22 protein-coding genes and 1 pseudogene are annotated in these 22,528 nt (G+C 55.6%); 14 read left to right on the top strand and 9 right to left on the bottom strand.

Annotated elements, in window-relative coordinates:
• Positions 1-171: 171 nt before the first annotated feature.
• Entirely contained in the window at positions 172-1,854 is a 1,683-nt protein-coding gene (ilvD, locus tag PMI32_RS27925) for a dihydroxy-acid dehydratase (protein WP_008024183.1), read from the bottom strand.
• A gap of 385 nt (positions 1,855-2,239) precedes the next feature.
• On the opposite strand from ilvD, the gene mqo reads away from it, so the two are divergent.
• On the top strand, positions 2,240-3,886 hold the full coding sequence (gene mqo / locus PMI32_RS27930) for a malate dehydrogenase (quinone) (RefSeq protein WP_032828550.1): 1,647 nt from the start codon (positions 2,240-2,242) through the stop codon (positions 3,884-3,886).
• A gap of 123 nt (positions 3,887-4,009) precedes the next feature.
• Here mqo and PMI32_RS27935 read toward each other — a convergent pair whose 3' ends face one another.
• Entirely contained in the window at positions 4,010-4,633 is a 624-nt protein-coding gene (locus PMI32_RS27935; RefSeq protein ID WP_008024179.1) for a hypothetical protein, read from the bottom strand.
• A 480-nt stretch (positions 4,634-5,113) separates the two neighbouring features.
• On the opposite strand from PMI32_RS27935, the gene dapF reads away from it, so the two are divergent.
• Positions 5,114-5,929 carry a diaminopimelate epimerase gene (gene dapF / locus PMI32_RS27940; RefSeq protein ID WP_008024177.1) on the top strand — a complete coding sequence of 272 codons (816 nt, stop codon included), beginning with the start codon at positions 5,114-5,116 and terminating at the stop codon, positions 5,927-5,929.
• A gap of 148 nt (positions 5,930-6,077) precedes the next feature.
• On the opposite strand, the pseudogene PMI32_RS30980 reads toward dapF, so the two are convergent.
• Positions 6,078-6,185: pseudogene (locus PMI32_RS30980) on the bottom strand (DUF3455 domain-containing protein); the annotation flags it as partial.
• Between the two features lie 216 nt (positions 6,186-6,401).
• Between PMI32_RS30980 and PMI32_RS27945 the strand changes: the two are divergent.
• The 9 genes from PMI32_RS27945 to msrA all read left to right on the top strand — a co-directional run bounded on the left by PMI32_RS27945 (position 6,402) and on the right by msrA (position 13,704).
• Positions 6,402-7,271, top strand: coding sequence for a S1 family peptidase (locus tag PMI32_RS27945; protein ID WP_008024176.1), 870 nt, complete (start codon positions 6,402-6,404; stop codon positions 7,269-7,271).
• A gap of 173 nt (positions 7,272-7,444) precedes the next feature.
• Positions 7,445-9,127, top strand: coding sequence for an antiviral reverse transcriptase Drt4 (drt4, locus tag PMI32_RS27950; RefSeq protein ID WP_008024174.1), 1,683 nt, complete (start codon positions 7,445-7,447; stop codon positions 9,125-9,127).
• A gap of 344 nt (positions 9,128-9,471) precedes the next feature.
• A complete protein-coding gene (locus PMI32_RS0128555; RefSeq protein WP_008024172.1) occupies positions 9,472-10,344 on the top strand; it encodes a nucleotidyltransferase domain-containing protein in 873 nt (290 codons plus the stop codon).
• The gene (locus PMI32_RS27955) at positions 10,341-11,234 is read left to right on the top strand and encodes an S-4TM family putative pore-forming effector (protein WP_008024169.1); all 894 of its coding nucleotides are present in this window, start codon (positions 10,341-10,343) and stop codon (positions 11,232-11,234) included. Before PMI32_RS0128555 ends, PMI32_RS27955 begins: the two co-directional genes overlap by 4 nt.
• Positions 11,235-11,474: 240 nt before the next feature.
• The gene (locus PMI32_RS27960) at positions 11,475-11,669 is read left to right on the top strand and encodes a hypothetical protein (RefSeq protein ID WP_008024167.1); all 195 of its coding nucleotides are present in this window, start codon (positions 11,475-11,477) and stop codon (positions 11,667-11,669) included.
• Positions 11,666-11,992, top strand: coding sequence for a low molecular weight protein tyrosine phosphatase family protein (locus PMI32_RS27965; protein WP_008024165.1), 327 nt, complete (start codon positions 11,666-11,668; stop codon positions 11,990-11,992). Before PMI32_RS27960 ends, PMI32_RS27965 begins: the two co-directional genes overlap by 4 nt.
• Before the next feature lie 241 nt (positions 11,993-12,233).
• The gene (locus tag PMI32_RS27970) at positions 12,234-12,524 is read left to right on the top strand and encodes a DUF6124 family protein (RefSeq protein ID WP_008024162.1); all 291 of its coding nucleotides are present in this window, start codon (positions 12,234-12,236) and stop codon (positions 12,522-12,524) included.
• Positions 12,525-12,717: 193 nt separating this feature from the next.
• Positions 12,718-13,083, top strand: coding sequence for an avidin-fold protein (locus PMI32_RS27975; protein WP_008024161.1), 366 nt, complete (start codon positions 12,718-12,720; stop codon positions 13,081-13,083).
• A gap of 114 nt (positions 13,084-13,197) precedes the next feature.
• Positions 13,198-13,704, top strand: coding sequence for a peptide-methionine (S)-S-oxide reductase MsrA (gene msrA, locus PMI32_RS27980; protein ID WP_008024159.1), 507 nt, complete (start codon positions 13,198-13,200; stop codon positions 13,702-13,704).
• A 56-nt stretch (positions 13,705-13,760) separates the two neighbouring features.
• Here the strand turns inward: msrA and PMI32_RS27985 are convergent, their stop codons facing one another.
• Both PMI32_RS27985 and PMI32_RS27990 read right to left on the bottom strand, forming a co-directional pair.
• Entirely contained in the window at positions 13,761-15,200 is a 1,440-nt protein-coding gene (locus PMI32_RS27985) for a DHA2 family efflux MFS transporter permease subunit (RefSeq protein WP_008024158.1), read from the bottom strand.
• A 76-nt stretch (positions 15,201-15,276) separates the two neighbouring features.
• Positions 15,277-16,125, bottom strand: a complete 849-nt coding sequence (locus PMI32_RS27990; protein WP_008024154.1) for a type 1 glutamine amidotransferase domain-containing protein — start codon at positions 16,123-16,125, stop codon at positions 15,277-15,279.
• A 121-nt stretch (positions 16,126-16,246) separates the two neighbouring features.
• Between PMI32_RS27990 and PMI32_RS27995 the strand changes: the two genes are divergently transcribed.
• Together PMI32_RS27995 and PMI32_RS28000 are read left to right on the top strand one after the other, a co-directional pair.
• The gene (locus PMI32_RS27995; protein WP_008024149.1) at positions 16,247-17,173 is read left to right on the top strand and encodes a LysR family transcriptional regulator; all 927 of its coding nucleotides are present in this window, start codon (positions 16,247-16,249) and stop codon (positions 17,171-17,173) included.
• 608 nt (positions 17,174-17,781) lie between these two features.
• Complete coding sequence (locus PMI32_RS28000) at positions 17,782-18,684, top strand: LysR family transcriptional regulator (RefSeq protein WP_008024148.1); 903 nt, start codon at positions 17,782-17,784, stop codon at positions 18,682-18,684.
• Between the two features lie 14 nt (positions 18,685-18,698).
• Here PMI32_RS28000 and PMI32_RS28005 read toward each other — a convergent pair whose 3' ends face one another.
• The 4 genes from PMI32_RS28005 to PMI32_RS28020 form a co-directional block, all read right to left on the bottom strand.
• Positions 18,699-19,118 (bottom strand): SRPBCC family protein, encoded by a 420-nt coding sequence (locus tag PMI32_RS28005; protein WP_008024145.1) that lies wholly within the window; start codon positions 19,116-19,118, stop codon positions 18,699-18,701.
• A 255-nt stretch (positions 19,119-19,373) separates the two neighbouring features.
• Positions 19,374-19,721: a hypothetical protein gene (locus tag PMI32_RS28010; protein WP_008024144.1), complete on the bottom strand. Its 348-nt coding sequence runs from the start codon at positions 19,719-19,721 to the stop codon at positions 19,374-19,376.
• Positions 19,718-20,776 carry an L-dopachrome tautomerase-related protein gene (locus PMI32_RS28015; protein ID WP_008024142.1) on the bottom strand — a complete coding sequence of 353 codons (1,059 nt, stop codon included), beginning with the start codon at positions 20,774-20,776 and terminating at the stop codon, positions 19,718-19,720. Before PMI32_RS28015 ends, PMI32_RS28010 begins: the two co-directional genes overlap by 4 nt.
• Positions 20,773-21,213 carry a cupin domain-containing protein gene (locus PMI32_RS28020; RefSeq protein ID WP_008024140.1) on the bottom strand — a complete coding sequence of 147 codons (441 nt, stop codon included), beginning with the start codon at positions 21,211-21,213 and terminating at the stop codon, positions 20,773-20,775. The genes PMI32_RS28015 and PMI32_RS28020 overlap by 4 nt, the downstream gene beginning before the upstream one ends.
• 272 nt (positions 21,214-21,485) lie before the next feature.
• On the opposite strand from PMI32_RS28020, the gene PMI32_RS28025 reads away from it, so the two are divergent.
• A partial coding sequence (locus tag PMI32_RS28025) for a zinc-dependent alcohol dehydrogenase family protein (RefSeq protein ID WP_008024138.1) occupies positions 21,486-22,528 on the top strand: 1,043 nt, incomplete at its 3' end.

Raw genomic sequence — 22,528 nt, 5'->3', positions numbered from 1 at the left:
CGCAGTCGGTGGATCGGTTTCGGCTGTGATATCCATTCAACATTGATGTTGCCAGACCGGACCCCATCGCGAGCAGGCTCGCTCCCACATTGATTGCGTCAACGCGAAGATCAACTGTGGGAGCGAGCCTGCTCGCGATGGCAATCGCTCAAACGAGGCAGAATCAAAGCACTAAAGGTATTTATCGGTGACGGCACCCTCGGAGGCGCTGGACACCGTCTTCGCATACTTCGCCAACACCCCGCGTTTGTACCGGGATTCCGGCCGCACCCAGCGGGTTTTGCGCTCGGCCAGTTCGGCATCGGAAACGTCGACCGTGATCTGCCGGGTTTCGGCATCGATGGTGATTTTGTCGCCGTCTTCGATCAACGCAATCGGCCCACCGTCAAAGGCTTCCGGCGTAATATGCCCCACCACAAAACCGTGTGAACCCCCGGAAAAGCGGCCATCGGTAATCAGCGCAACATCCTTGCCCAACCCCTTGCCCATGACCGCCGACGTCGGCGAGAGCATTTCGCGCATGCCCGGACCGCCCTTGGGCCCTTCGTAGCGAATCACGATCACGTCACCCGCTTTCACTTCGCCGTTGAGAATCCCGGCCAGCGCACCTTCTTCGCCGTGATAAACCCGCGCCGTACCTTCAAAGCGCAAACCTTCCTTGCCCGTGATCTTGGCCACCGCGCCAGTGGGCGAAAGGTTGCCGCGCAGCACCACCAGGTGCGAGTCCTTTTTCACCGGCTGGTCGAAGGGCAGAATCACGTCCTGGCCTTCCGGATAATCCGCCACGTTTTCGAGGTTTTCCGCGAGGGTTTTGCCGGTCACCGTCATCGCATCGCCATGCAGCATGCCGGCCGCGAGCATGCGCTTCATCAGCGGTTGAATGCCGCCGATGGCGACCAGTTCGCTCATCATGTATTTGCCGCTGGGGCGCAGGTCGGCCACCACTGGCGAGACCTTGCCCAACTCGACGAAATCATCCAGCGTCAACTCGACATCCACCGCGTGCGCCATGGCCAACAGATGCAGCACCGCGTTGGTCGAACCGGCGAGGGCGATGACCACGCGGATCGCATTTTCAAAGGCTTTGCGGGTCATGATGTCCCGCGGTTTGAGGTCCAGCTTCAACAACTCCATGACCTGCTGGCCGGCGCGGAAACTGTCCGAGGCCTTGTCGCTGCCGACAGCGTCCTGAGAGCTGGAACCGGGCAGGCTCATGCCAAGCGCTTCAATGGCTGATGCCATGGTGTTGGCGGTGTACATTCCGCCGCAGGAACCGGGGCCGGGAATTGCCACTTCCTCGATCTGCTTGACCTGGATTTCGTTGATGTCGCCACGGGCATTCTGGCCCACGGCTTCGAACACGGAAATGATGTCGGTGTGGCCGGCACCGGGCCGAATCGTCCCGCCATAGACGAAGATGGAAGGGCGGTTCAGCCGCGCCATGCCGATCAGACAGCCCGGCATGTTCTTGTCACAACCGCCCACGGTCACCAGGCCGTCGAAGCCTTCGCAACCGGCCACGACCTCGATGGAATCGGCAATCACCTCGCGTGACACCAGCGAATACTTCATGCCTTCCGTGCCGTTGGCGATGCCGTCGGAAATGGTGATGGTGTTGAAAATGACGCCCTTGGCCCCGGCGGCATTCGCGCCTTTCTCGGCCTCGACCGCCAGTTTGTCGATGTGCATGTTGCACGGCGTAACCATCGCCCAGGTCGAGGCGATGCCGATCTGCGGTTTCTTGAAGTCCTCGTCGGTGAAACCCACGGCCCGCAGCATCGAACGACCGGGCGCACGCTCCACGCCATCGACCACTTGAGAGGAATATTTGCGCAGATCGTTTTTATCGCTCATGACTGCTCCTCACCGGTTCATCGAAAAAACAGGTTGAGTATAGTGGCCCCGGCGCGCGTGTTCGGACTATCAGGTCGGGAACAGACGCGCGGGTTTGCTCCGGCGTGATATTCTTCACCTCAACTTGGTTTGACCTATTCAGTTTGCGTGTCCTCGAGACGCGCCAACAGAATCACTGTCGCTCAAGTAGCTGAAGCCAATAAAGATAAAAAGTCAGTTCAGTAGGGACATATAAACTGAGGTCGATGGATCACGTCGGCCTTGTGTGCCCACCCTCCGGATCTCATGTGCGAGCCCCCACGACATTTGCCTGAATGCCGTGTGAAACAAGGGTTTCGTCGTGAGGATGGAAGGGCGGATGACGTTTTATCAAAGGTGCTACAAGATGTTTAAGAAAATGAACACGGCCCTGCTGGGGCTGGCTTTGTCGATGGGGATCACGTCCGTCCACGCGGAAGAGGCAAAGAAAGTCGATGTGCTGCTGATCGGCGGCGGCATCATGAGCGCGACCCTCGGTGTATGGCTCAATGAGCTGGAACCTGGCACCTCGATGGAAATGATCGAGCGCCTCGACGGCGTCGCCCTGGAAAGCTCCAACGGCTGGAACAACGCCGGTACCGGTCACTCCGCCCTGGCCGAGTTGAACTACACCCCGGAAGACGACAAGGGCAATGTCTCGATCCCGAAAGCCGTTGAAATCAACGAAGCGTTCCAGATCTCCCGTCAGTTCTGGGCCTGGCAGGTTCAGCAAGGCGTGCTGAAAAACCCGCGTTCGTTCATCAACTCCACACCGCACATGAGCTTTGTGTGGGGCGATGACAACATCAAGTTCCTGAAAAAGCGCTACGAAGCCCTGCAAGCGAGCCCGCTGTTCGCCGGCATGCAGTACTCGGAAGACCCGGCGCAGATCGCCAAGTGGGTTCCGCTGATGATGGAAGGGCGCGACCCGAACCAGAAAATCGCGGCCACCTGGTCCCCGATCGGCACCGACGTGAACTTCGGCGAGATCACCCGCCAGTTCGTTGCGCACCTGCAAACCACCCCGAAATTCGACTTGAAACTGTCTAGCGAAGTGCAAGACATCACCAAGAACGAAGACGGCAGTTGGCGCGTCAGCTACAAAAACCTGAAAGACGGCAGCAAGTCCGAAACCGACGCCAAGTTCGTGTTCATCGGCGCGGGCGGCGGTGCCCTGCACCTGCTGCAGAAGTCCGGCATTCCTGAAGCCAAGGAATACGCAGGCTTCCCGGTCGGCGGTTCGTTCCTCGTCACCGAAAACCCGACCATCGCCGAGCAACACCTGGCCAAGGCCTACGGCAAAGCTTCCGTTGGCGCACCGCCGATGTCGGTTCCGCACCTGGACACCCGTGTCCTGGACGGCAAGCGCGTGATCCTGTTTGGCCCATTCGCGACCTTCAGCACCAAGTTCCTCAAAGAAGGCTCGTACCTGGACCTGCTGACCACCACCACCACGCACAACGTGTGGCCAATGACCAAGGTCGGCATCAAGGAATACCCGCTGGTCGAGTACCTTGCCGGTCAACTGATGCTGTCTGACGAAGACCGCCTCAACGCCCTGAAAGAATACTTCCCGAACGCCAAGGCTGAAGACTGGCGCCTGTGGCAAGCCGGCCAGCGCGTGCAAATCATCAAGCGTGATGAAGCCGCCGGTGGCGTGCTGAAACTGGGCACCGAAATCGTTGCTTCCGCTGACGGCACCATCGCCGGCCTGCTGGGCGCATCGCCAGGTGCTTCGACCGCTGCGCCGATCATGCTGACCGTGCTGCAGAAAGTGTTCAAGGACAAGGTCGCTTCGCCAGCCTGGCAGGAAAAACTGCACCAGATCGTGCCAAGCTACGGCACTCAGCTGAATGGCAGTCCTGAGAAGGTTGCACAAGAGTGGGCTTACACCGCCAAGGTCCTGCAACTGACCCCGCCACCGGCGATCGGTCAAGTAGCGGCTCCGGCGGCTGCCCCGGCTGAAGCGCCAAAAGCGCCGAAGGCAAACGCTGCAACTGATATGGCTCTGTAACCAGACGCCCAGTCAAAAAGCCCACTGCACCGGTGACGGTCAGTGGGCTTTTTTGTGCCTGGAATACGGGGCTGGCGGGTATGCGAAATGCGCGAGCTTGATGAGCTTTTGTGGTGCGTGGATTCAGTCTTCGCCGTACATCAGCTCCAAGCTTTCAATCCATTCGTCCGTGGCCTTGAACCTTACAAAGTACTCCTGTTTTTCTGTGTCACTCAATTGAGTGAAAAAAGGTACGAAGTAGTTGTCGTTGTAGTAGCCCTGGGCGCCTTGCATATTGCCTCCCCACCAGAGAGGGTTGTACCCGTCGAACGCAACCCAAGGGGGCGGAACAGCAAGTTTTTCATTCTGAATGATGCCCAGGAATTCGATGCTGTTGGTGACCATTCGGACCGTTGTGGAGTTAAATTCTCCGTCGGATTTTAAGTAGATCAGATGCTCATTTTTCTGGATGCCTGAATAGCGCCTTACCGGCAGATCCTTGAATGGTTTTTCACTCTCAAATTCGAAATTTGACTCAATGAGTTTCAGAAGCTTCAGGGCGTCTTCGTTTTCGATCAAAAAGGCAGAGTAATACGCTGCGACACCGACATCGTCCAAAGACACTACCTGTGGACGGCCAGTCAGACGTTGAGTGAGGCGCAAAAGAGGTTCAGTAAATACAGACCTGAGCTCCGATACCGAGTAGCCGACCAGTTGCTCTGCCGGATTGTGCTTTGCAGGTTTTTTGAAGCGACTAAAAATACTCATTTCCAATCCTCAATCCTTGAGATTACAAATCAACATTATCCGTTTCTGAGCGTTGAAAGAAAGGCGAGCTGCTCTGATATCCAAGCGTTCGGGAAGGGCATCGAGTCCTCTCGAAACTCTGTTTGATACGCTCCGAAATCCATAAATTCGTAGTAAATCTGCATTGCTTCAATGTGGGACATCGCCCAGAAAATCCACACGCATTCACTTCCAGGCTCGCTCACGCTTCTGGCTGCATCCCCGCAGGTCCGAGGGGGATACAGGAAGGAAGCAGCTCGCCGTCCTCGTCGGGAGAGAGCCATATTTCGTGGTAGTAGTGATTGGGCATTGAAAGGCTCTGGTTCAGTGGGTGCATACAATATTCAGCTATTGATCTGATTACCAAACACACTTGCCGCTCGAATTTTCACACGGCTTGAAAAAGCCAGGCAAATGGGGCTAGATCGCCTGCAAACGGCCATTCACCACAGGGATCTGTATATGCCGCAGAGTTTCCATAAGATGCACGCCAATGGCGACGACTTCGTGGTCGTGGACGCGCGAAACTCGGCCAATCCAGTGACAAGCGCCCTGGCTCGGCGAATGGGGGATCGCCACCGCGGCATCGGTTTCAATCAACTCGCCGTGGTGCTCGATTGCGAAGACGCCGATGCACGATTGATGTTCTGGAATACCGATGGCTCCACGCTGGATGTGTGTGGCAGCGCAACGCGGGGTGCCGCGGACAGGCTGATGCGCGAATCGAATTCGACGTCGATAACGCTCCGCACTAACCGGGGGCTGCTCACTTGCCAACGAACCTCCAACGGCAACATTTCCGTCAGCATGGGACCGCCGCTGTTCGGCTGGTCGGATGTTCCCCTGACTCATGAAATGGATACGTTGGTTCTGCCCCTTGATGGCGGCCCGGCGGCGTGCAGTATGGGTAATCCGCACTGCACCTATTTTGTGGATGACCTGACGGCGATTGATATTGCGGCCATCGGACCGACCCTTGAAACCCACCCGCTGTTTCCGCTCAGGACGAATGTGCACTTCGTTCAGGTCATTGACCGCAAGCATATTCGACTGCGTATTTGGGAGCGCTGGGGCGGGATTCCGCTGGGTTCAGGTTCGTGCTCTTGTGGTGCTGCGGTTAACGGGATTCGTCGGGGGTTGTTGGACGATACCGTTGAGGTTGAATGTGATGGCGGGAGTGTGACGGTTCAATGGGATGGCGTGGGGGCGGTGTTTCTTGTTGGGCCGGTTGAGGCAGTTTTTTCGGGGACAATTGCGGATAGCTTGTTGAAAGATTGATTGCTGCTTTGTCGTGATAAGTGGAGGAGCCCCATTGGGCTTCGAAGCAGACCTGAGTAGACCCATTCACTGCCCTTCGCGAAAGGCAGCAATCGGCCATGAGCGGACGCTCGTGCTGTGCGGATTATTACCAAATACTTATGCACTATCCGCCGCGAGTCGCTAGGCGCTGGACATATCCCCCTCCCTGCATGGCGCCTTTGCCTTCGGCCGAGTTGGCCTTGACTAGCGGATAGGGTATAGCTCCTCTGTGCGCGATCATCCAGGCTTGCGCTTTAGCCTGACGGCGGTAATCTTTATCGGACACGGAATGACTCTGACCTCCACGGTTGCAGTCAGAAACATCTACCGGCGCCATCTATCAGTACATTAGGCGCGCAACATTCAACCACCCCAAGCTTATAGCTTATAAATATGAGAACCCAAGGCTACAGAACACCCTAACTGTCTTAAATATTCAAGGAGCGATAATATGAAACCCTCAAAAATCAAAAAAAACGTTCTTAGCACAACCACCATAAAAATAGATGCCTCCGGATCTCGTGGAACGGGGTTTTTATTTGGCTTCATGATAGACAAAGAAAACCTAGCCCCAATCCTAGTCACTAACAAACATGTATTGGAGGGTGCTAAAACTATTAAGCTTCGCATTTCCACATCAGCTCAGGGTGACTACGAGACCAGAGGCGGTATTGCAGAATACTTAATAACATCTGGTTTGGAACAGATGCTTATCGAGCATCCAGATCCCAGAATAGACCTTGCAGCTATCTGCGTCGGCCCCGTATATAACGATTTGATGAGCAGAAAGCTTTTCGGATATGGAAATATGTTCATCGAAACCGACATAATCACACAGGCCGAGCTCAATGAGATCTCTGTTGCGGACGACATATTAATGGTCGGTTACCCCATCGGCTTGTCCGACGACAAACATAACCTGCCTATCGTTAGACGTGGAATAATTGCAAGTGACCCCAACCTTCCATTTGATGGCAAAGAACAGTTTCTCATTGATTGTGCCTGCTTCCCTGGTTCAAGCGGAAGCCCGGTTGTAACGAAAGAACATTTCGCTCTGACGGACACCACAGGACAGATCCTCGCGTCAAAGAAGCGGAGCGCGTTGATTGGCATTCTATGGGGCGGCCCAGTTCACACCTCTAAAGGTGAGATCATTGTTCAGAACGTCCCAACAGCAGCGGTCCCAATACCGCTAACTCCGCAGATGGTGAACCTTGGGTATGTTATTAATGCATCGAAAATACTGGATCTAAAAGCACTACTTATGGAAAAAACGGAAACATCAGAAATTAATTTTGAATATTCTTTTTTGCCAGCTTAACCTAATCATAACTGACTATTTACACAATGGCGCCCACACTCAGCCTGTCTAATAAACACGTAGAATCTTCTCAAAATAATTGTAATATCGATTGGGCTTAAGACTGAACTCCGGGCAACAAAGTATTTTTCACCCCTCGGCAAACAAGAAAAAGATTGAATAAGGAGATTTAATTGAAAGAGTTCACTAGTCCCTTCACTAGCATCCCACTAGGTCTTTCTCCTGAGCGACATTTCTCAGAGGCTTTGACGAGATGGAATTACTTTCCAAATCAGAAAGACTCAGCTAGCGAGTTGCCTCCTTGCTTTACAACACGACGTTTTACTCCGGAAATCGCAGTAGAGCTTTCAAAGTTACCTATTCAAGATACTCGAAAACAGCACTGGTTCGATCTTGTTGAATACCGCGTAACTCGATACAACAACATTTCTCGCAACTTGGCTCTACTACATCCGCTCGCTTATGCAAGATTGCATGCAAGAATCATGGCCAACTACGAGGAAATAACGAAGTTGACATCCAGTAACCAGAGCGCCATCCGAGTAGAAGAGCATATCGACGGGAGGATGATTATCATGAACTACGAGAGTCATGAAACCCGCACTAATACCGCCCTTGAAGATACCTTTGGGAAACGATTTCGTGCCCATACCGACATTTCTAACTGCTTTGGCTCTGTTTACTCGCATTCTCTTGAATGGGCTATCCAAGGATACGATGAAGCAAAAAAAAATCTTTATGCAAAGCCAAAACATTGGAGTAGCCTTCTAGATATCGCATTCAGAAATACGAAAAGAAACGAAACCTCTGGCCTCCCTATAGGTCCCGCAGCCTCCAACTTAGCTGTAGAGATAATTTTATGCAGAATTGATAAAGTTCTCGACGAATATGGTTTTATTTTTACAAGGTATATCGATGATTACACAGCGTATTGCGAAACACATGACGAGGCACAAAATTTTATCCGAATGTTGGGGCAAGAGCTATCAAGCTATAGACTATCCCTAAATTTAAATAAAACCTCCATCAAGGAATTGCCCGAGCCCTTGCAGGACTCATGGACATCTTCGCTAAACAACGCTCTCCCCAAACGTACGGACAATGAAGGAATACTCACACTAAGCACTAGCGAAGCTATTAATTTTCTTGATTTCGCCGTTCGTCTCAACAAAGAAACTCCAGACGGTAGCGTGCTTAGGTATGCTCTCAGTGCAATTGCCCCTCGAGCAAGTAATGAAACTGCGGTTGCCGTTTTTAACTATGCATTAAATCTCTCTTGGCATTTCCCAGCTCTGCTTCCGCTACTCGAAAAAATTGATGCTCGATCCGATGCGTATGATATAGATGCAACACACGACAAGCTAAACAAAATCATTACAATCAATGCACTGCATAGGCGATCTGATGGTATGTGCTGGGCTCTTTATTACTTAAAGCAGCTTAATCGCGAGCCAGGCGGCAATCAAATTACAGAAGTGATTAATTCTAAAGACTGTGCAGCAATCACTATGCTATGCAAGTTCAACAGCTCCATGGCCCTGGTTAAAGAATATGCATTAAGGATTATCAACGACGCAACGCTCTATGAGCTAGACCAAAATTGGCTATTGCTTTACGAGCTTTTTCTACATGATCACATTGACGATCCCTACCCCAATGAGAGTACATTCGCCATCTTGAAGAAATACGACGTGTCCTTTTTGTATCCTGCTGACAGATCAAGCCACGCAGAACAATTCTGCCACGTTCTTTCTAATCCATTCCAAATCCCCGGTCAAACAGTGCCCTTCAATCAGTGGATGCGAAGACTTGAAGCACCACCACTTCCTCCCAAACCACCGTCTCTTTTTGCATGAGTCTGCGAAGAACGGAGCACCCTTGCCCGGATTGATTGAGTCTCTCAATTTTTTGGAAGTGAAGAACTGAACCTCAGTAACTTTCTTTACAACCTTGAGGTCCCTTTGTGGTTGAAAGCAGTCCTTCGCCAACGACTGCTTTTGGCCGATTGCTGCCCTCCGCGACAGGCAGCAACCGACCCTAAGCAGCCTGTCGCGAAAGGTCGCTACCGGCCAAGAGTGGTCAATAGGATTCGTCTACGAAATCCGATGCGATTCAGTGCATATTTGAGCTATACAGGACTTGAATTTTATCAATTCACCCCAATATGGGTGGTTGCGTTAATAAACAAGGAGGGTGGGGTGTGCCGCGAACTATTGAACAAGGTTTTATTGATTTTCACAACAAAATCAAAACATCTGTTGCGGAAACGGCAGCAGCGAAATCTCATAGAAGCTCTATTGAAACCTGCTTGAAAAACAACTTTGGCTTGAATCGATTTTCCAGAATTGGCTCCTTTGGGAACGGCACTAACATAAGCGGATATAGTGACGTGGATTATTTGGCTTGCCTCCCAAGAAGTGTTTTGACAAGAACCTCTACCCCATCACTTGTGAAGGTGAAAAATGCCTTGCAAGCCCGCTTTCCAACAACTGGTGTAACTATTGACACTCCCGCGGTTGTTTGTCCATTTGGACAATATAAATCGGAAGACTCGGAGATTGTTGTAGCTGATTATCTAAAAGAAGAAAAAGGCTTTAAGGTCTATGATATCGCAGACAGTAACAATGGCTGGCAGCAGGTGAGTCCTGATGCTCATAATTACTATGTTTCCGAAATTGATCGAAAGCATGATGGCAAGGTCAAGCCGCTTATACGGTTTATAAAAGCCTGGAAATACTATCAGGGCGTCCCCATCAAATCATTTTACCTAGAGATGAAAGTAGCTAAATATGCGAGCGATGAACAAGTCATTATTCATAACTTGGATGTGAAGTATTTTCTTGAACGTCTTAGCAGTGATGGCCTACCTGCTATGCAAGACCCAATGGGGGTCGCTGGCTACATTTATCCTTGCAACAGCGATGTTCAAAAGGAGGACGCACTATCCAAACTAAATACAGCAGCTACACGAGCCAGGAAAGCTGATGCAGCTGGATCGCTGGGCAATGTGAAAGAGGCTTTTGATTGGTGGCGCCTGCTGTACGATAATAAATTTCCTGAGTACTACTTATGAGCATAATTCAAAGGCAAGAGCTACCAGAGAATGTTGATCTACTTGCTGCTCAAAGAAGTCTCTATTCAAGAGCGAAGTGCATTATTGGACTTCAAATGGTGCTCAGCGGGCCAATTGCGATCTGCGCTGCGATTACAACGATTTTGAAACCGGAACTGAAGGGGTATGTGGCTCTCTGGGGTATTTTGGCTGTGGTATTTGATCTCTTTGTATTTACACCATGGGTCAAAAAACTGAGAGACAATGCCGCTAGAGCTCAAGAGCTCTTTGATACTAGAGTTTTCGGTTTGGATTGGAGTGATATTGCTGTCGGAAAAAAACCAGAATCTGAATTAATTCAAGAGGAGTCTCACAAGTACGGGTTGAGTGAAAAGAAAAGAAATTATCTAAGAAAGTGGTATCCAGCCATTATAGATGCTATCCCTGAAGTATTTGGGATAATAATTTGCCAAAGGGCTAATTTGTGGTGGGACTGCAGAATGAGAAGGAGGTACTCCCTTTTCATAAGAATTGTGCTTGTTTCCATTGCGCTAGGACTGGTCGCTTACGGCCTGTATGAAAAGAAGGATATGTTTGAGTTTTTGGCCTACATCGTGGCACCTCTTGCATCCACCTATGTCTTCGGCTACCGCCAAATGATGGAGCATAGTGACGCAGCAGATAGACTGGACAAGCTGAAGGAACTGTCTGAAAAACTTTGGTCTGAGGCTGCTTCTGGAAAAGAAGAATCGCTACTTAAAGTTAAATGCAGGGCCTTACAGGATCAGATTTTCGATCATAGAAAGAGGAATCCGCCTGTCTTCGACTTTTTGTTTAAGTGGTTCAGGGACGGAAATGAAACTCTGATGAACAAAGGAGCAGAGGCTCTTGTAGCGGAACTCAAGAAATAAAAAGGTGAATCGCCCCTGATTTTGTAGACGCTCAATGGCTGCTTCTGGCCGTTAGCTGCCCTCCGAGAAGGGCTGCTATGGGTCGGTTGCCGTCCTTCGCGACAGGCAAAATTCGGCCAGAAGCGGGCGCTGCTGGTATCGAGCACTCAACAACGTAGCCACTGCCCCCGATTTACGCTTACCATACTCCCAACTCGTATTACCGCGGCTGCTGAACCCGGTACTCACGAGGAAATGACCATGGAAAGAACCCGCGCCTGGAGACGCACACAGGCCCGTAAACACGGCAATGACAAAGCGGTTAATCCGCTGAAGTTCAAGCCGGAAAAGAACTGGAAGCTGATGTACACCCGTGCCGACAAGCTTGTCAGGGCACGCCAACTCGGCATGAACTATCCCATCCGCACCACCCGCCAACTGTTGGATCAAGCGTGACAAACCTTCTGTTCGTCTGCAGTCGTAATCAATGGCGTAGTCCCACGGCGGAAGCGATCTGGCACCGCCGCCCCGGCTTCAATGCCCGCTCGGCGGGCACAAGTCCGAACGCACGCAAACCCATCGGCCAAGCGGATATTCGCTGGGCCGATGTCATCTTCGTCATGGAACGCAAACACCTGAATCGCCTGCAAGCCGAGTACGCCCGCCTGCTTGAACACAAGCGGATTTACACTCTGGATATTCCCGACGACTTTCGCTACATGGATCCTGAGCTGGTGGACATGCTCGAAGACGCAGTGAAGCCCTATCTCACGACCTAGGCTTTGTGCGCAAACTTCAGAGGAAAAGGGGATAGATTTATTTATTCGCGCTCACAGAAAATTTGCTTCGACCGAAATCAATCCCTACAAATTCGGCGCCTAACGCCATCGAAATTTCCTACAACCTAATAGGCTTGCACCTAGGAAGTAACATTACTAACCTCCCTCTGCCGCTGCCAATACAGCGACCGGGTGTGGTAGCCCGACTTTCTCATAGGAGCCCAGTTCATTGGAGTTCCAAATGCTCGACGAAAACGTTAACCCCTCCGAAACTTCTGAATCCCCACCCCGCAAACCCGCCGAGGCCGAGCGCCGGCCAAACCCGATCTTCGCCGTCGTCCCCACCGCCAGCACTGAAACCTTGCTGGTTCACGCGTGCGAAACACTCGCTTCTGCAAGCGTTATGGCCAGTGAGCTGGCGTTCATACTCGAAGGTCCCAAATGCAATTTGGCACTGGGCATTCAGCAGATGATTGCGTTAGCGGAATTGACGGTGAATCGGGTGCTGGATCAGGTTGACCCGCAGGAGTAGGCGAGGGCGTTGATATAACGTGATGCGCCAATAGAAGCTCTGCCCCAATTAGTCGGGGCAGGGCTTTTTTGTTTTTGGATTGAAGCCACAGCATCAGAGATCGCCAACCCAGTGTCTTCATCACTTGGAGAAGAGTGAGTTAGGATCTTCAAAGCCTAAAAACGGAACCTCTCAACCAAAGGACGCGACATTCATGGAAACCCCCTTTTCTCAAGTCAGCGAGCGTTTGAACAATCGCCGGTTTACCGTCGCGAATAACGCTCAAGGGCTGTCCGGTGCAGGCACCGTGTTTCACTACCACGTCGAGGGGAATGCCATTTCGAGCACTTACCAGGGCGGACGGATACGCATCGGTCATCAAGTCGGGCGTGTGACAGGCCCCGATACGATTGAGCTGCTTTTTCAGTGTTTGACGGCGGATGGCGAGATGCTTGCCGGCTGGTCTCGTGGCACGGTGGGCGTTGATCACGCCGGGCGTACCACTCTGGCCTTCGTTTGGGGTTGGTTGTCGGGCGCGACGGGTGGTGGGGAGTCGAGCTACGTCGAGCTTACGGCGTAGCGGTTAAGGTTTATGATCATTGCGTCGACACCCGTGCGGCAGTCGCTCCGACTCGTTCAACAGTCCGATCCGTAATCAATAACGCGCTACTTTCATTGAGGAGAATGACCGTTCATGACGACGCAAACCGAAACCGCCATCCTGGCCGGTGGTTGCTTCTGGGGTATGCAGGATTTGCTGCGACGTTACCCTGGCGTGCTGTCCACGCGGGTGGGTTACACGGGAGGCGATGTGCCGAACGCGACTTATCGCAACCACGGCAATCACGCGGAAGCCATCGAGATCGTGTTCGATCCGCAACAAATCAGCTATCGCCAGATTCTCGAGTTCTTTTTCCAGATTCATGACCCTACCACCCAAAATCGCCAAGGCAACGATGTCGGCGCGAGCTACCGATCTGCGTTGTTCTACCTCAGCGATGAGCAGAAAGAGGTTGCCGAAGACACCGTGGCCGACGTCGAAGCTTCCGGCCTTTGGCCCGGCAAGGTGGTCACCGAAATCACCCCGGCCGGGCCGTTTTGGGAAGCGGAACCGGAACACCAGGATTACCTCGAACGGCTTCCCAACGGTTATACCTGCCACTTCATCCGACCCAACTGGAAACTGCCCAAACGCGGGTAATCAAGTACAGGGGCGGCTCGAATGAGCCGTCTCTGTTCAGCCGCTTTGAGGCAGGCTCAAACTCGCTTCAACACACTATCCCCCGCATCCTTGGGCAACCTGATCACATCAACCAACGCCAACAACCCCAACACCGCCACACCCACAAACGCCACTCGAAAGTCAGCCACCTGCGCCTGCAACTCATGGCCTTGCACCGACATCGACGCTCGCAACAACAACGCCGCAACCGTCACCCCCAACCCCATGGCCAATTGAAAAAACAGGCTGAACAACGCCGACGCTTCGCTCATGCGTGCCTTGGGTACGTCGGCAAAGCCGATGGAGTTGTAGCAAGTGAACTGCATGGATCGCGACAAGCCGCCGACAAATAGCACGGCGGCAATCACGGCAAATGGCGTCTGAGGGGTAAACAGCGCGCAGACCAGAATGGAAATTACGCCGATGACGCCATTGACCAGCAGGACTTGGCGAAAGCCATAACGCTGCATGATCGCTGTGGTGAACGGCTTCATCGCCAGGTTACCGGCGAATACTGCGAGCACCAGCAGGCCGGCGTCGACGGGCGATAAGCCGAAGCCGACCTGGAACAGCAGCGGCAGCAAAAACGGCAAGGCGCTGATGGCCAGGCGAAAGAGTGATCCGCCGAAGAGGCTGACCCGGAAGGTGTTGATGGAAACGGTGCCGAGCGGCAAAAGCGGGTGGGTGTGATGTCGGCAGTGGTGCACGGCCCATGCGGCGAGAATCGCGCCGGCGATCACTAGCGCGAGTCCTGAGTACATGGCGTTGCCGTGCTGGCTGCCCAGCCATTCCAGGCCGCCCAGAAGAGAGGCGCAGGCGCCGGCAAGCAGGGCGAATCCTTTGCCGTCGAACGGACGGATGTGTTCTTCGCGTCCTTCGGGCACCAGCCACAGTGCGGCGAACAACGCCAAAGCGCCGAGCGGCAGGTTGACGTAAAAGATCCACGGCCATGACGCATGGGTGACGATCAGGCCGCCCACGATTGGCCCGAGAATGGGCGCTACCAGGCCGGGCCAGGTAATCACCGCGATCATTTTCACCAGGTCTTTTTTGTCGGTGTTGCGCAGCACGGCCAGGCGTCCCACCGGCACCATCAACGCGCCGCCGATGCCCTGGAGCACGCGGGCGAAAACGAACATTTCGATGTTCTGGCTGAGCCCGCACAGGAGCGAGGCGAGGGTGAAGACGACGATTGCGCCGGCAAACACTTTTCGCGCACCAAAGCGGTCGGCGATCCAGCTGGACAGCGGGATGAAGATCGCCACCGCAAGAATGTAGGCGGTGATGCCGATGTTCATGTCGACCGGCGTAATGCCGAATGCGCTGGCCATGGCGGGCAGCGCGGTGGCGATGACCGTCGCGTCGAGGTTTTCCATGAAGAAGGTCACCGCCACCACCAGCGCGATCAGCCGGGTTTGCAGGCGCAGGCCAGACTCGGCGGTGACACTTGAATCTGGCGTGGCGGGTGACTTCACCGATGTGATCCTTTTTCGAGGCCATTCAAACAAAAAACAACGCCACGAGTTTTACCATTCCGGGACCACTCAGTCTCTAGCTCCGAGGCTTGAGACGCTCGACGATTGCCTTGCCCACGTCCAGCGCCGAACCTGGGTTTTGGCCGGTCACCAGTTCGCGGTCGATGACGACGTTGGAGGCCCACGGCGAGGTGTTGCTGCGATAGACGCCGCCCGCGTGTTCCAGCGCCGTTTGCGGATAGAACTTCATCGCGCCGCCATTCAACAAGCCCTTGGCCAATTCCTCTTCCTGATTGCTGATGACCGTGAATTTGTAGCCGGCGTAGGTCCAGCCTTTGGTGGAGGCTTTGCCGCCGGTTTCGAGTTGTCGGGTGAACGCGACGGGATCGGCCAGGGTCGACAGCAGGGCAATCGGGCCGTGGCAGACGAGGGCGGTGGTCTTGCCGTTGTCATGGAAGTTGTTCAGCAGTTTCCCCAGCGCGGCGCTGTGCAGCAGGTCTTGCATCGGCGCGTGGCCACCGGGGACGTAGACGGCATCGAAATGCTCGTAGCCGATCTGTTCGACCCGCGCCAGGCTGATGACCGGCGATTCGCCTTTTGAAGTGACTTTTAGCTGATCCAGCAACGCCTTGTGCGCCTGTAAGGCCGCCACGTCATTGTTGAAATACATCTTGTCGTTGGACGATTGGTCCAGTGTCGGCGCCTTGCCGGTCGGCGTGGCGAAGGTGACCGAGTGCCCGGCATCGAGCAGTAGTTTCACCGGTTGCATCAGTTCGTTCAGGTAGAAACCGGTGGCGAAAACCTTCTGGTCCTTGAGGTCGAGGTGATCGGAATCGGACAGCACGATCAGGACATTGCTGGCCTGTGCGTTGAAGGCAGCCGCGGAAATGGTCATGGCGAGGGCGAGTCGGGCGATAGGGCGCATGGGAGCTTCCGAACAGTGAGGTGATCGATCGGCGGTCGCCGGATCGTTGATTCACTATATTCATGCCTGTATGGGCGATAAACTCGCTGCGAAGGAAAGCACTTGTTCTTTGGAGGTAAGAGTGACCCGTCGATTCGATTATCTCGCGGACGTTGAAGTGTTCGTCACCGTGGTGGAAAAGGGCTCGTTGAGCGCCGGGGCGGTGTTTCTGGCGACCACGCCGTCGGTGGTCAGCCGGGCGATTTCGCGCCTGGAAGCGCGCCTCGGCGTCCAGCTGTTGCGGCGCACGACCCGGCGTCTGAGTCTGACCGAGGCGGGCCTGCTTTACCTTGAACAATCCCGCGCGGCGTTCGGGTTGATCGATGATGCCGAACGAACGATCCAGGGGCAGGAAGGCGAGCTGACCGGGCGTGTGCGGCTGAGTGTGCCGACGACCTACGGGCATTATCGGTTGCCGCCATTGCTGTGCCGCTTTACCCGGCAGTACCCGCAAGTGCGCATCGAGTTGAGCATCAGCAATCGCAATGTGGATTTGGTGGCGGAAGGGTATGACCTGGCGATTCGTCTCGGGCAATTGCCGGACAGTGGCCTGATCGGACGCAAGCTTGAGGACGCGGGGTTGTGCCTGGTCGCCGCGCCGGACTACCTGAAACGTGCCGGCACACCGCGCAGTGTCGACGAACTGGCGGCGCATGCCTGCCTGCCGTTTGTGATGCCCAGCAGCGGCCGCGTCGGGCCTTGGCTGTTTCGCGAACAGGGAGTTGATCGGGAGTGGATACCCGAGGCGAATATGCAGGTGTCCGACGACGTGCTGGGCATTGTGTCCCTGGCCGAGCACGGCATGGGGATTTGCCAGAGCTACGATTTCATCGTCCGCGAGCGCATTCAAAGTGGACGCCTGGTGCCGCTGCTTGAACAGTCGGGCGGACGCTCCCGACCGTTCTCGGTGATCTATCCGCCCCATCGCCAATTGTCAGCGACCGCGCGGGCCTTGATCGACTTTCTGACCCGGGAAGTGGCCGAGCCAGCCGGCGGGCCGTCCCGGTAGGTTTCAGCGTACTTGATGCACCGCAGCGCCTGAATCGCCAGCAAGCCGGCTCCTACAGGTTTTGTGGTGTGTCAGGTAAGCCCGGGTTTCTGTAGGAGCCGGCTTGCTGGCGATTCAGGCGACGCGGTGTGCCTGAACAGCCGCCATCGCCGGCAAGCCTGCTCCTACAGGTTGGGTGGTGCGTCAGGTAAGCCCGGGTTTCTGTAGGAGCCGGCTTGCTGGCGATTCAGGCGACACGGTGTGCCTGCAGAGACGCCATCGCCGGCAAGCCGGCTCCTACAGGTTGGGTGGTGTGTCAGGTAAACACCGATTTCTGTAGGAGCCGGCTTGCTGGCGATTCAGGCGACGCGGTATGCCTGAACAAATGCCATCGCCGGCAAGCCGGCTCCTACAGGTTGGGTGGTGTGTCAGGTAAGCCCGGGTTTCTGTAGGAGCCGGCTTGCAGGCGACGCGGTGTGCCTGAACAGCCGCCATCGCCAGCAAGCCCGCTCCTACAACTTTTTATGAAAAATATTCACAAGTTCAATGAACATTGACCCGCATATTCCGGCGTATCGAGGAGTGTCGCCTGTGATATTTTTTCACTAATCAATGAACGGGAGACAGACGTGGATAACAGAGCGGGCGAGATGCAGGTTTTTGTGCGGGTCGTCGATGCCGGCAGCTTTTCACAGGCCGCGCGGCAGATGCTGATGACACCTTCCACGGTCAGCAAGCTGATCGTTCGCCTGGAGCTGCGCCTGGGGGTTCGTCTGCTCGAGCGCTCGACCCGCAAGCTGTCGTTGACCGATGAGGGCCGCATTTACTACGAGCGCAGTAATGCTTTGCTGGCCGAGCTCGACGACGTCGAAAGAGTCTTGGCCCAAGGTGCACAGAAAGCCCGTGGGACCGTGCGCATCAATGCCTCGGTGGCGTTTGGCACGCTGGCGATCGAACCGAATCTGCCGGCGTTCTGGGAAGCCCATCCGAACATTCAGATCAACCTGTCCCTGTGCGATGACATCGTCGACATGTACCTGGACCGCACCGACGTTGCCTTCCGGGTCGGCGTATTGACCGACTCGACGTTGCGCGCACGGCGTATCGGTGTTGCCCGACGCAAGATGGTGGCGTCCCCCGACTACCTGGAAAAGTACGGCGTGCCCCAGACCCTTGAAGACCTCGCCGAGCACAATTGCCTGAGCTTCAATTTCCGCCGCTCCAGTCCGGTCTGGCCGATGCATCAGAGTGGTCGCATCGTTGATCGCATCGTTCAGGGCAACCTGCAAGCGAACAATGGCGAGACGGTTCGGCGCATGGCCATCGCCGGGGTCGGGATTGCCCGATTGGCCGATTTTCACATTGATGAGGACCTGGCCTCGGGGCGTCTGGTCGAGGTGCTTGCGCAGACCGGGCATGATTGCGAGGAAGTCCATGCGCTGTATCAGGGCGGGCAGCATGTGCCCCAGCGTATCCGGACGTTCCTCGACTTTATGGTGCCGCGTCTGCAGGCCTTCATGAACCGGGGATAAGACTTTTTCGGTGCTCAGTCCATGGTTTCGACGATGGCTTTCAGGCGCTCGAGACCATTGCGGTAGAGCGCCTCGAGACGCGCGACGACCTGCGCTTCGTCGGCCTCCAGGACCTGGAAAGTGCTTGACCAGGAGGCCAGCGTTCTACCGTTGCCATCGCTCTGGGCTGACATCGTGCCGACATAGTCGGTGACCGGTGAGGGGCCTTCGAGCAGGGCGTAGCTGTAGTATTTTTCATTTTCGTCGAACGTGAGCAAGCGCTCGACAATGACGGCACCGTCCGTGGTTTTCAGATGGCGCAGGCGGCCGCTGTCGCTGAGACGGCTGCTGGCGATGACCTCGACCCAGCGCGGGAGCCAGTCAAAGCCGCCCAGTAGCGACCAGACCTGTTCGATGGGGCGTTCAATGGCAATCCAGATGTGGACTTCACTCATGTTTTCACCTGTGTGGGAGGAGAGTGTTTTCAGGGTGTTTTGATAATGGTTTGTGGTGTGATCGGGTGATGTCGTTGTTGGCGATGCTCCGGCGGCCAGCCTGATGCATCGGATGTACATGTCTCCTGTAGGAGCCGGCTTGCTGGCGATGCGTCCTTTCAGTCGACAAATATTTCATCTGACCCAGCGCTTTCGCCGGCAAGCCAGCTCCTACAGTTGATAGGGGGCGGCAGAAATCAGGCTCACGCCCTTCATTCACCGGCGAATCACCCTGCCAATTCGCGGCACGCAAGCCACCAGCAAGGCATGAACAAACAGCAGAATCCCGGCAACCGAAAGAATGTCCCGCAGGTCTCCACGCAGACATTGCGCCAACAGCAAACACACCAGCGCTGCCAATTGAGTCAGCAAACGATGCGCCAGGGAGACCCTCGGCCCCTCGAACATACAACCGGGCCAACGGTCCGGACCGCCCCGCGAGAGCGCTGCCGCCGCGAGCGCCACCGCGGCATAGATCCATACGCCGGCACTGACATCCGCGAGCGCCAGGCCAATGGCGCTTACCGTCAACAGCAGCGCAATGACAACAGACCGGATGCTCATGGCGCTTCGCTCAACCCCATCGGTGCATCCACCCGCAAACGCAGAACATGGAAGGGCGGCTGGCTGGCGTCTTCACCCGCATTGAGCAGCGGGTGTCGGTGCAACTGGTTCGCTGTGATGTACAGCCATTTTCCTTGCGCATCGAGCTCGACCCCGTCCGGCCAGGCAAGAAGTCGGTCGTCCTGGGCCAGGATGCGATAGCCCGCAGGAGAGGCCAGCCCGATCGCACTGTTGGCGATGTCCGTCACATAGACGTTGCCTTGTGCATCGACATCAAACCCGTCGCAATGCGGCTTCTCGCACCAGTATTCCACCGCCTCGCTCAACGGCGCGTTGGCGGCAGGTTGCGCGAGGATTTCGGTGGCGATGCGGTAGACCTTGCGCGCCGACATCGAACCGAAATAGACCCATCGGCCCAACGGGTCGATGGCGATAGGGTTCAGCCCGTACTGGTAAGCAATGACCTCGCCATCCGGTGTGCGCAGCGACAGCGGTTTACCGGCGACCATCAGCGGCACATCGCCGGGCATCAGGCCCGGGTAGCACTCCAGCGAACGCCACGAAAGACCGCTTTGCAGGTCGACCACGACGATGGCCGGATAGTCGCTCGCACCGCTGGGGTTCATCGTCATGTCGGCGATGTAAATGCGTTGGCGGCGCCAGTCGATGACGAAGTCCTGGGTGAAGGAACTCGGGCGAAGTACGTTCTGCGGCAACACGATCAGGCGGTGCAGGCGTTGTTCGCGATCATTCCAGGCGATGAGCCGGGGCTGTTGCTGCGGGCTGCCCATGTCGAGGATCCAGACGATCCCTTGCGGGTCCGTGCGAATGCCGATCACGGCAGACATGCCACGGCCGTCGACGCCGGGTTTGCCGGCCCAGACCTCATCGGGATAGGCCGCATGCTCGCCGTTTTCGGATACGGCGCGCACCGAGATCGACGGCGCGATGATCGCCGAGACTGATACCAGCACGCGCCCGTCCGGCATTACGGTCGGATTGCCGGGGCGCTCGACTGGAAAGGTCGCGAAAACTTCCAGCGCGCTGCTGTTCATGGCTTTGCCTGCACGAACGATTCGGCGGTGCCGCTGGATGGATCGACAAAGATGATGTCGCTTGGATCGCGACGCGGAGTGTCGACCGACACCATGAACAGCGGGTGTTCGAGAATCTTCGGCATGCCGTGGATGGTGAACTTCTTGAAGAACAGCATCTCGCCCGGACCGACCTCGAATTCTTCGCGGTCACCCATGAAAAAGGTCGCGCGCCCGGACAGCACAATCAGGTATTCGTCGCAGGTGGCGTGATAGTGCGCAGGCGTCGGGTGATAGACCCGGAAGACCCGCGCACTGGCTTCGTCTTCGTCAGTCAGGCGCGTATCGACCAGCAGTGTTTCGGCGGTTTCGGGGAATGTCTTGACGATCTCGTCGAGATTGAACGAGGCATGGGGTGCGGCCTCGACCAGTTTTTTCCGGGTGCTTGCTTCGGTCATCTTGAAACCCTCATTCAGGCGCCTCTGGGGACGCAGTGATGTTGTTTGCGGGTTCAGGATAAGCAGTGGATGGGTGGCCGGGAACGCGGTGGCCGAGCACAAGATTTGAGAACCGAAATAACAATTCGACCCGAATGCGTGCCCGCCGGGACAGCGTGCTTTTGCGAATTCAATTCCAAACAGCTACGCCTGGCGATGCGTTTCTGAGGTGGGCGGGCTGCGGCATAGTGATGAGTACTCACTATCGAGTCCAGCTGCGTCGGAGACGAAAGATGCAAGTCAGAGCTGCTGTTCTAAGACATATGAATGTTGCGCCGCCTTATGCGCAGAGCAAGCCGATCGCAATTGAAACCATCGAGCTGGCGCCACCGGGGCCGGGCGAAGTGCTGGTGCGTATCCGTGCCGCAGGCTTGTGCCATTCCGACCTGTCGGTGATCAATGGCGACCGCCCGCGACCAATGCCCATGGCGCTCGGCCACGAAGCGGCGGGCGTGGTCGAAGCACTCGGCGATGGGGTCAGTGACCTTGAGCCAGGCGACCATGTAGTGATGGTGTTCATGCCCAGTTGCGGCCACTGCCTGCCGTGCGCAGAAGGTCGGCCGGCGCTCTGTGAGCCGGGGGCAAAAGCGAATGCCGCCGGCACGCTGATCAATGGCTCGGTGCGTTTAAGCAGTGCTGCCGGTCACGTCCATCACCATCTCGGCGTTTCGGCGTTTGCCGAATGCGCGGTGGTGTCGCGCAACTCGGTGGTCAAGATCGACCGCGATCTGCCGTTTGTCGAAGCGGCGCTGTTTGGTTGTGCAGTGCTGACGGGGGTTGGCGCTGTGGTGAATACCGCGCAGCTGCGGGTGGGCTCGACCGCCGTGGTGATCGGGCTGGGTGGTGTCGGCCTGGCATCGGTGTTGGGGGCGAGGGCGGCCGGGGCGAGCAAAATCATTGCCGTCGACCTGTCACCCGAAAAGCTCGCACTGGCTAAAGAAGTCGGGGCCACTGCGGTGGTCAATGGCGGCGACCCGGACGCCGTGGAGCAGGTGCGGCAATTGACCGGGGGCGGCGCGGACTATGTGTTCGAAATGGCCGGTTCGATCCGCGCACTGGACAACGCCATGCAAATGACCAAACGCGGTGGCATGACCGTGACCGCCGGTTTGCCGCCGCCCGGTTCGGCGCTGCCGGTCAACGTCGTTCAACTGGTGGGCGAAGAGCGCACGCTCAAGGGCAGCTACATCGGCACCTGTGTGCCGCTGCGCGATATTCCACGCTTCATCGAGCTCTATCGCGATGGCCGCCTGCCGGTGGATCGGCTGGTCAGCGG

The organism is Pseudomonas sp. GM60, from assembly GCF_000282415.1.
GTDB lineage: Bacteria > Pseudomonadota > Gammaproteobacteria > Pseudomonadales > Pseudomonadaceae > Aquipseudomonas > Aquipseudomonas migulae.
Note: the sequence above shows the minus strand (reverse complement) of the source record. Positions and strands in the feature narration are given on the sequence as shown.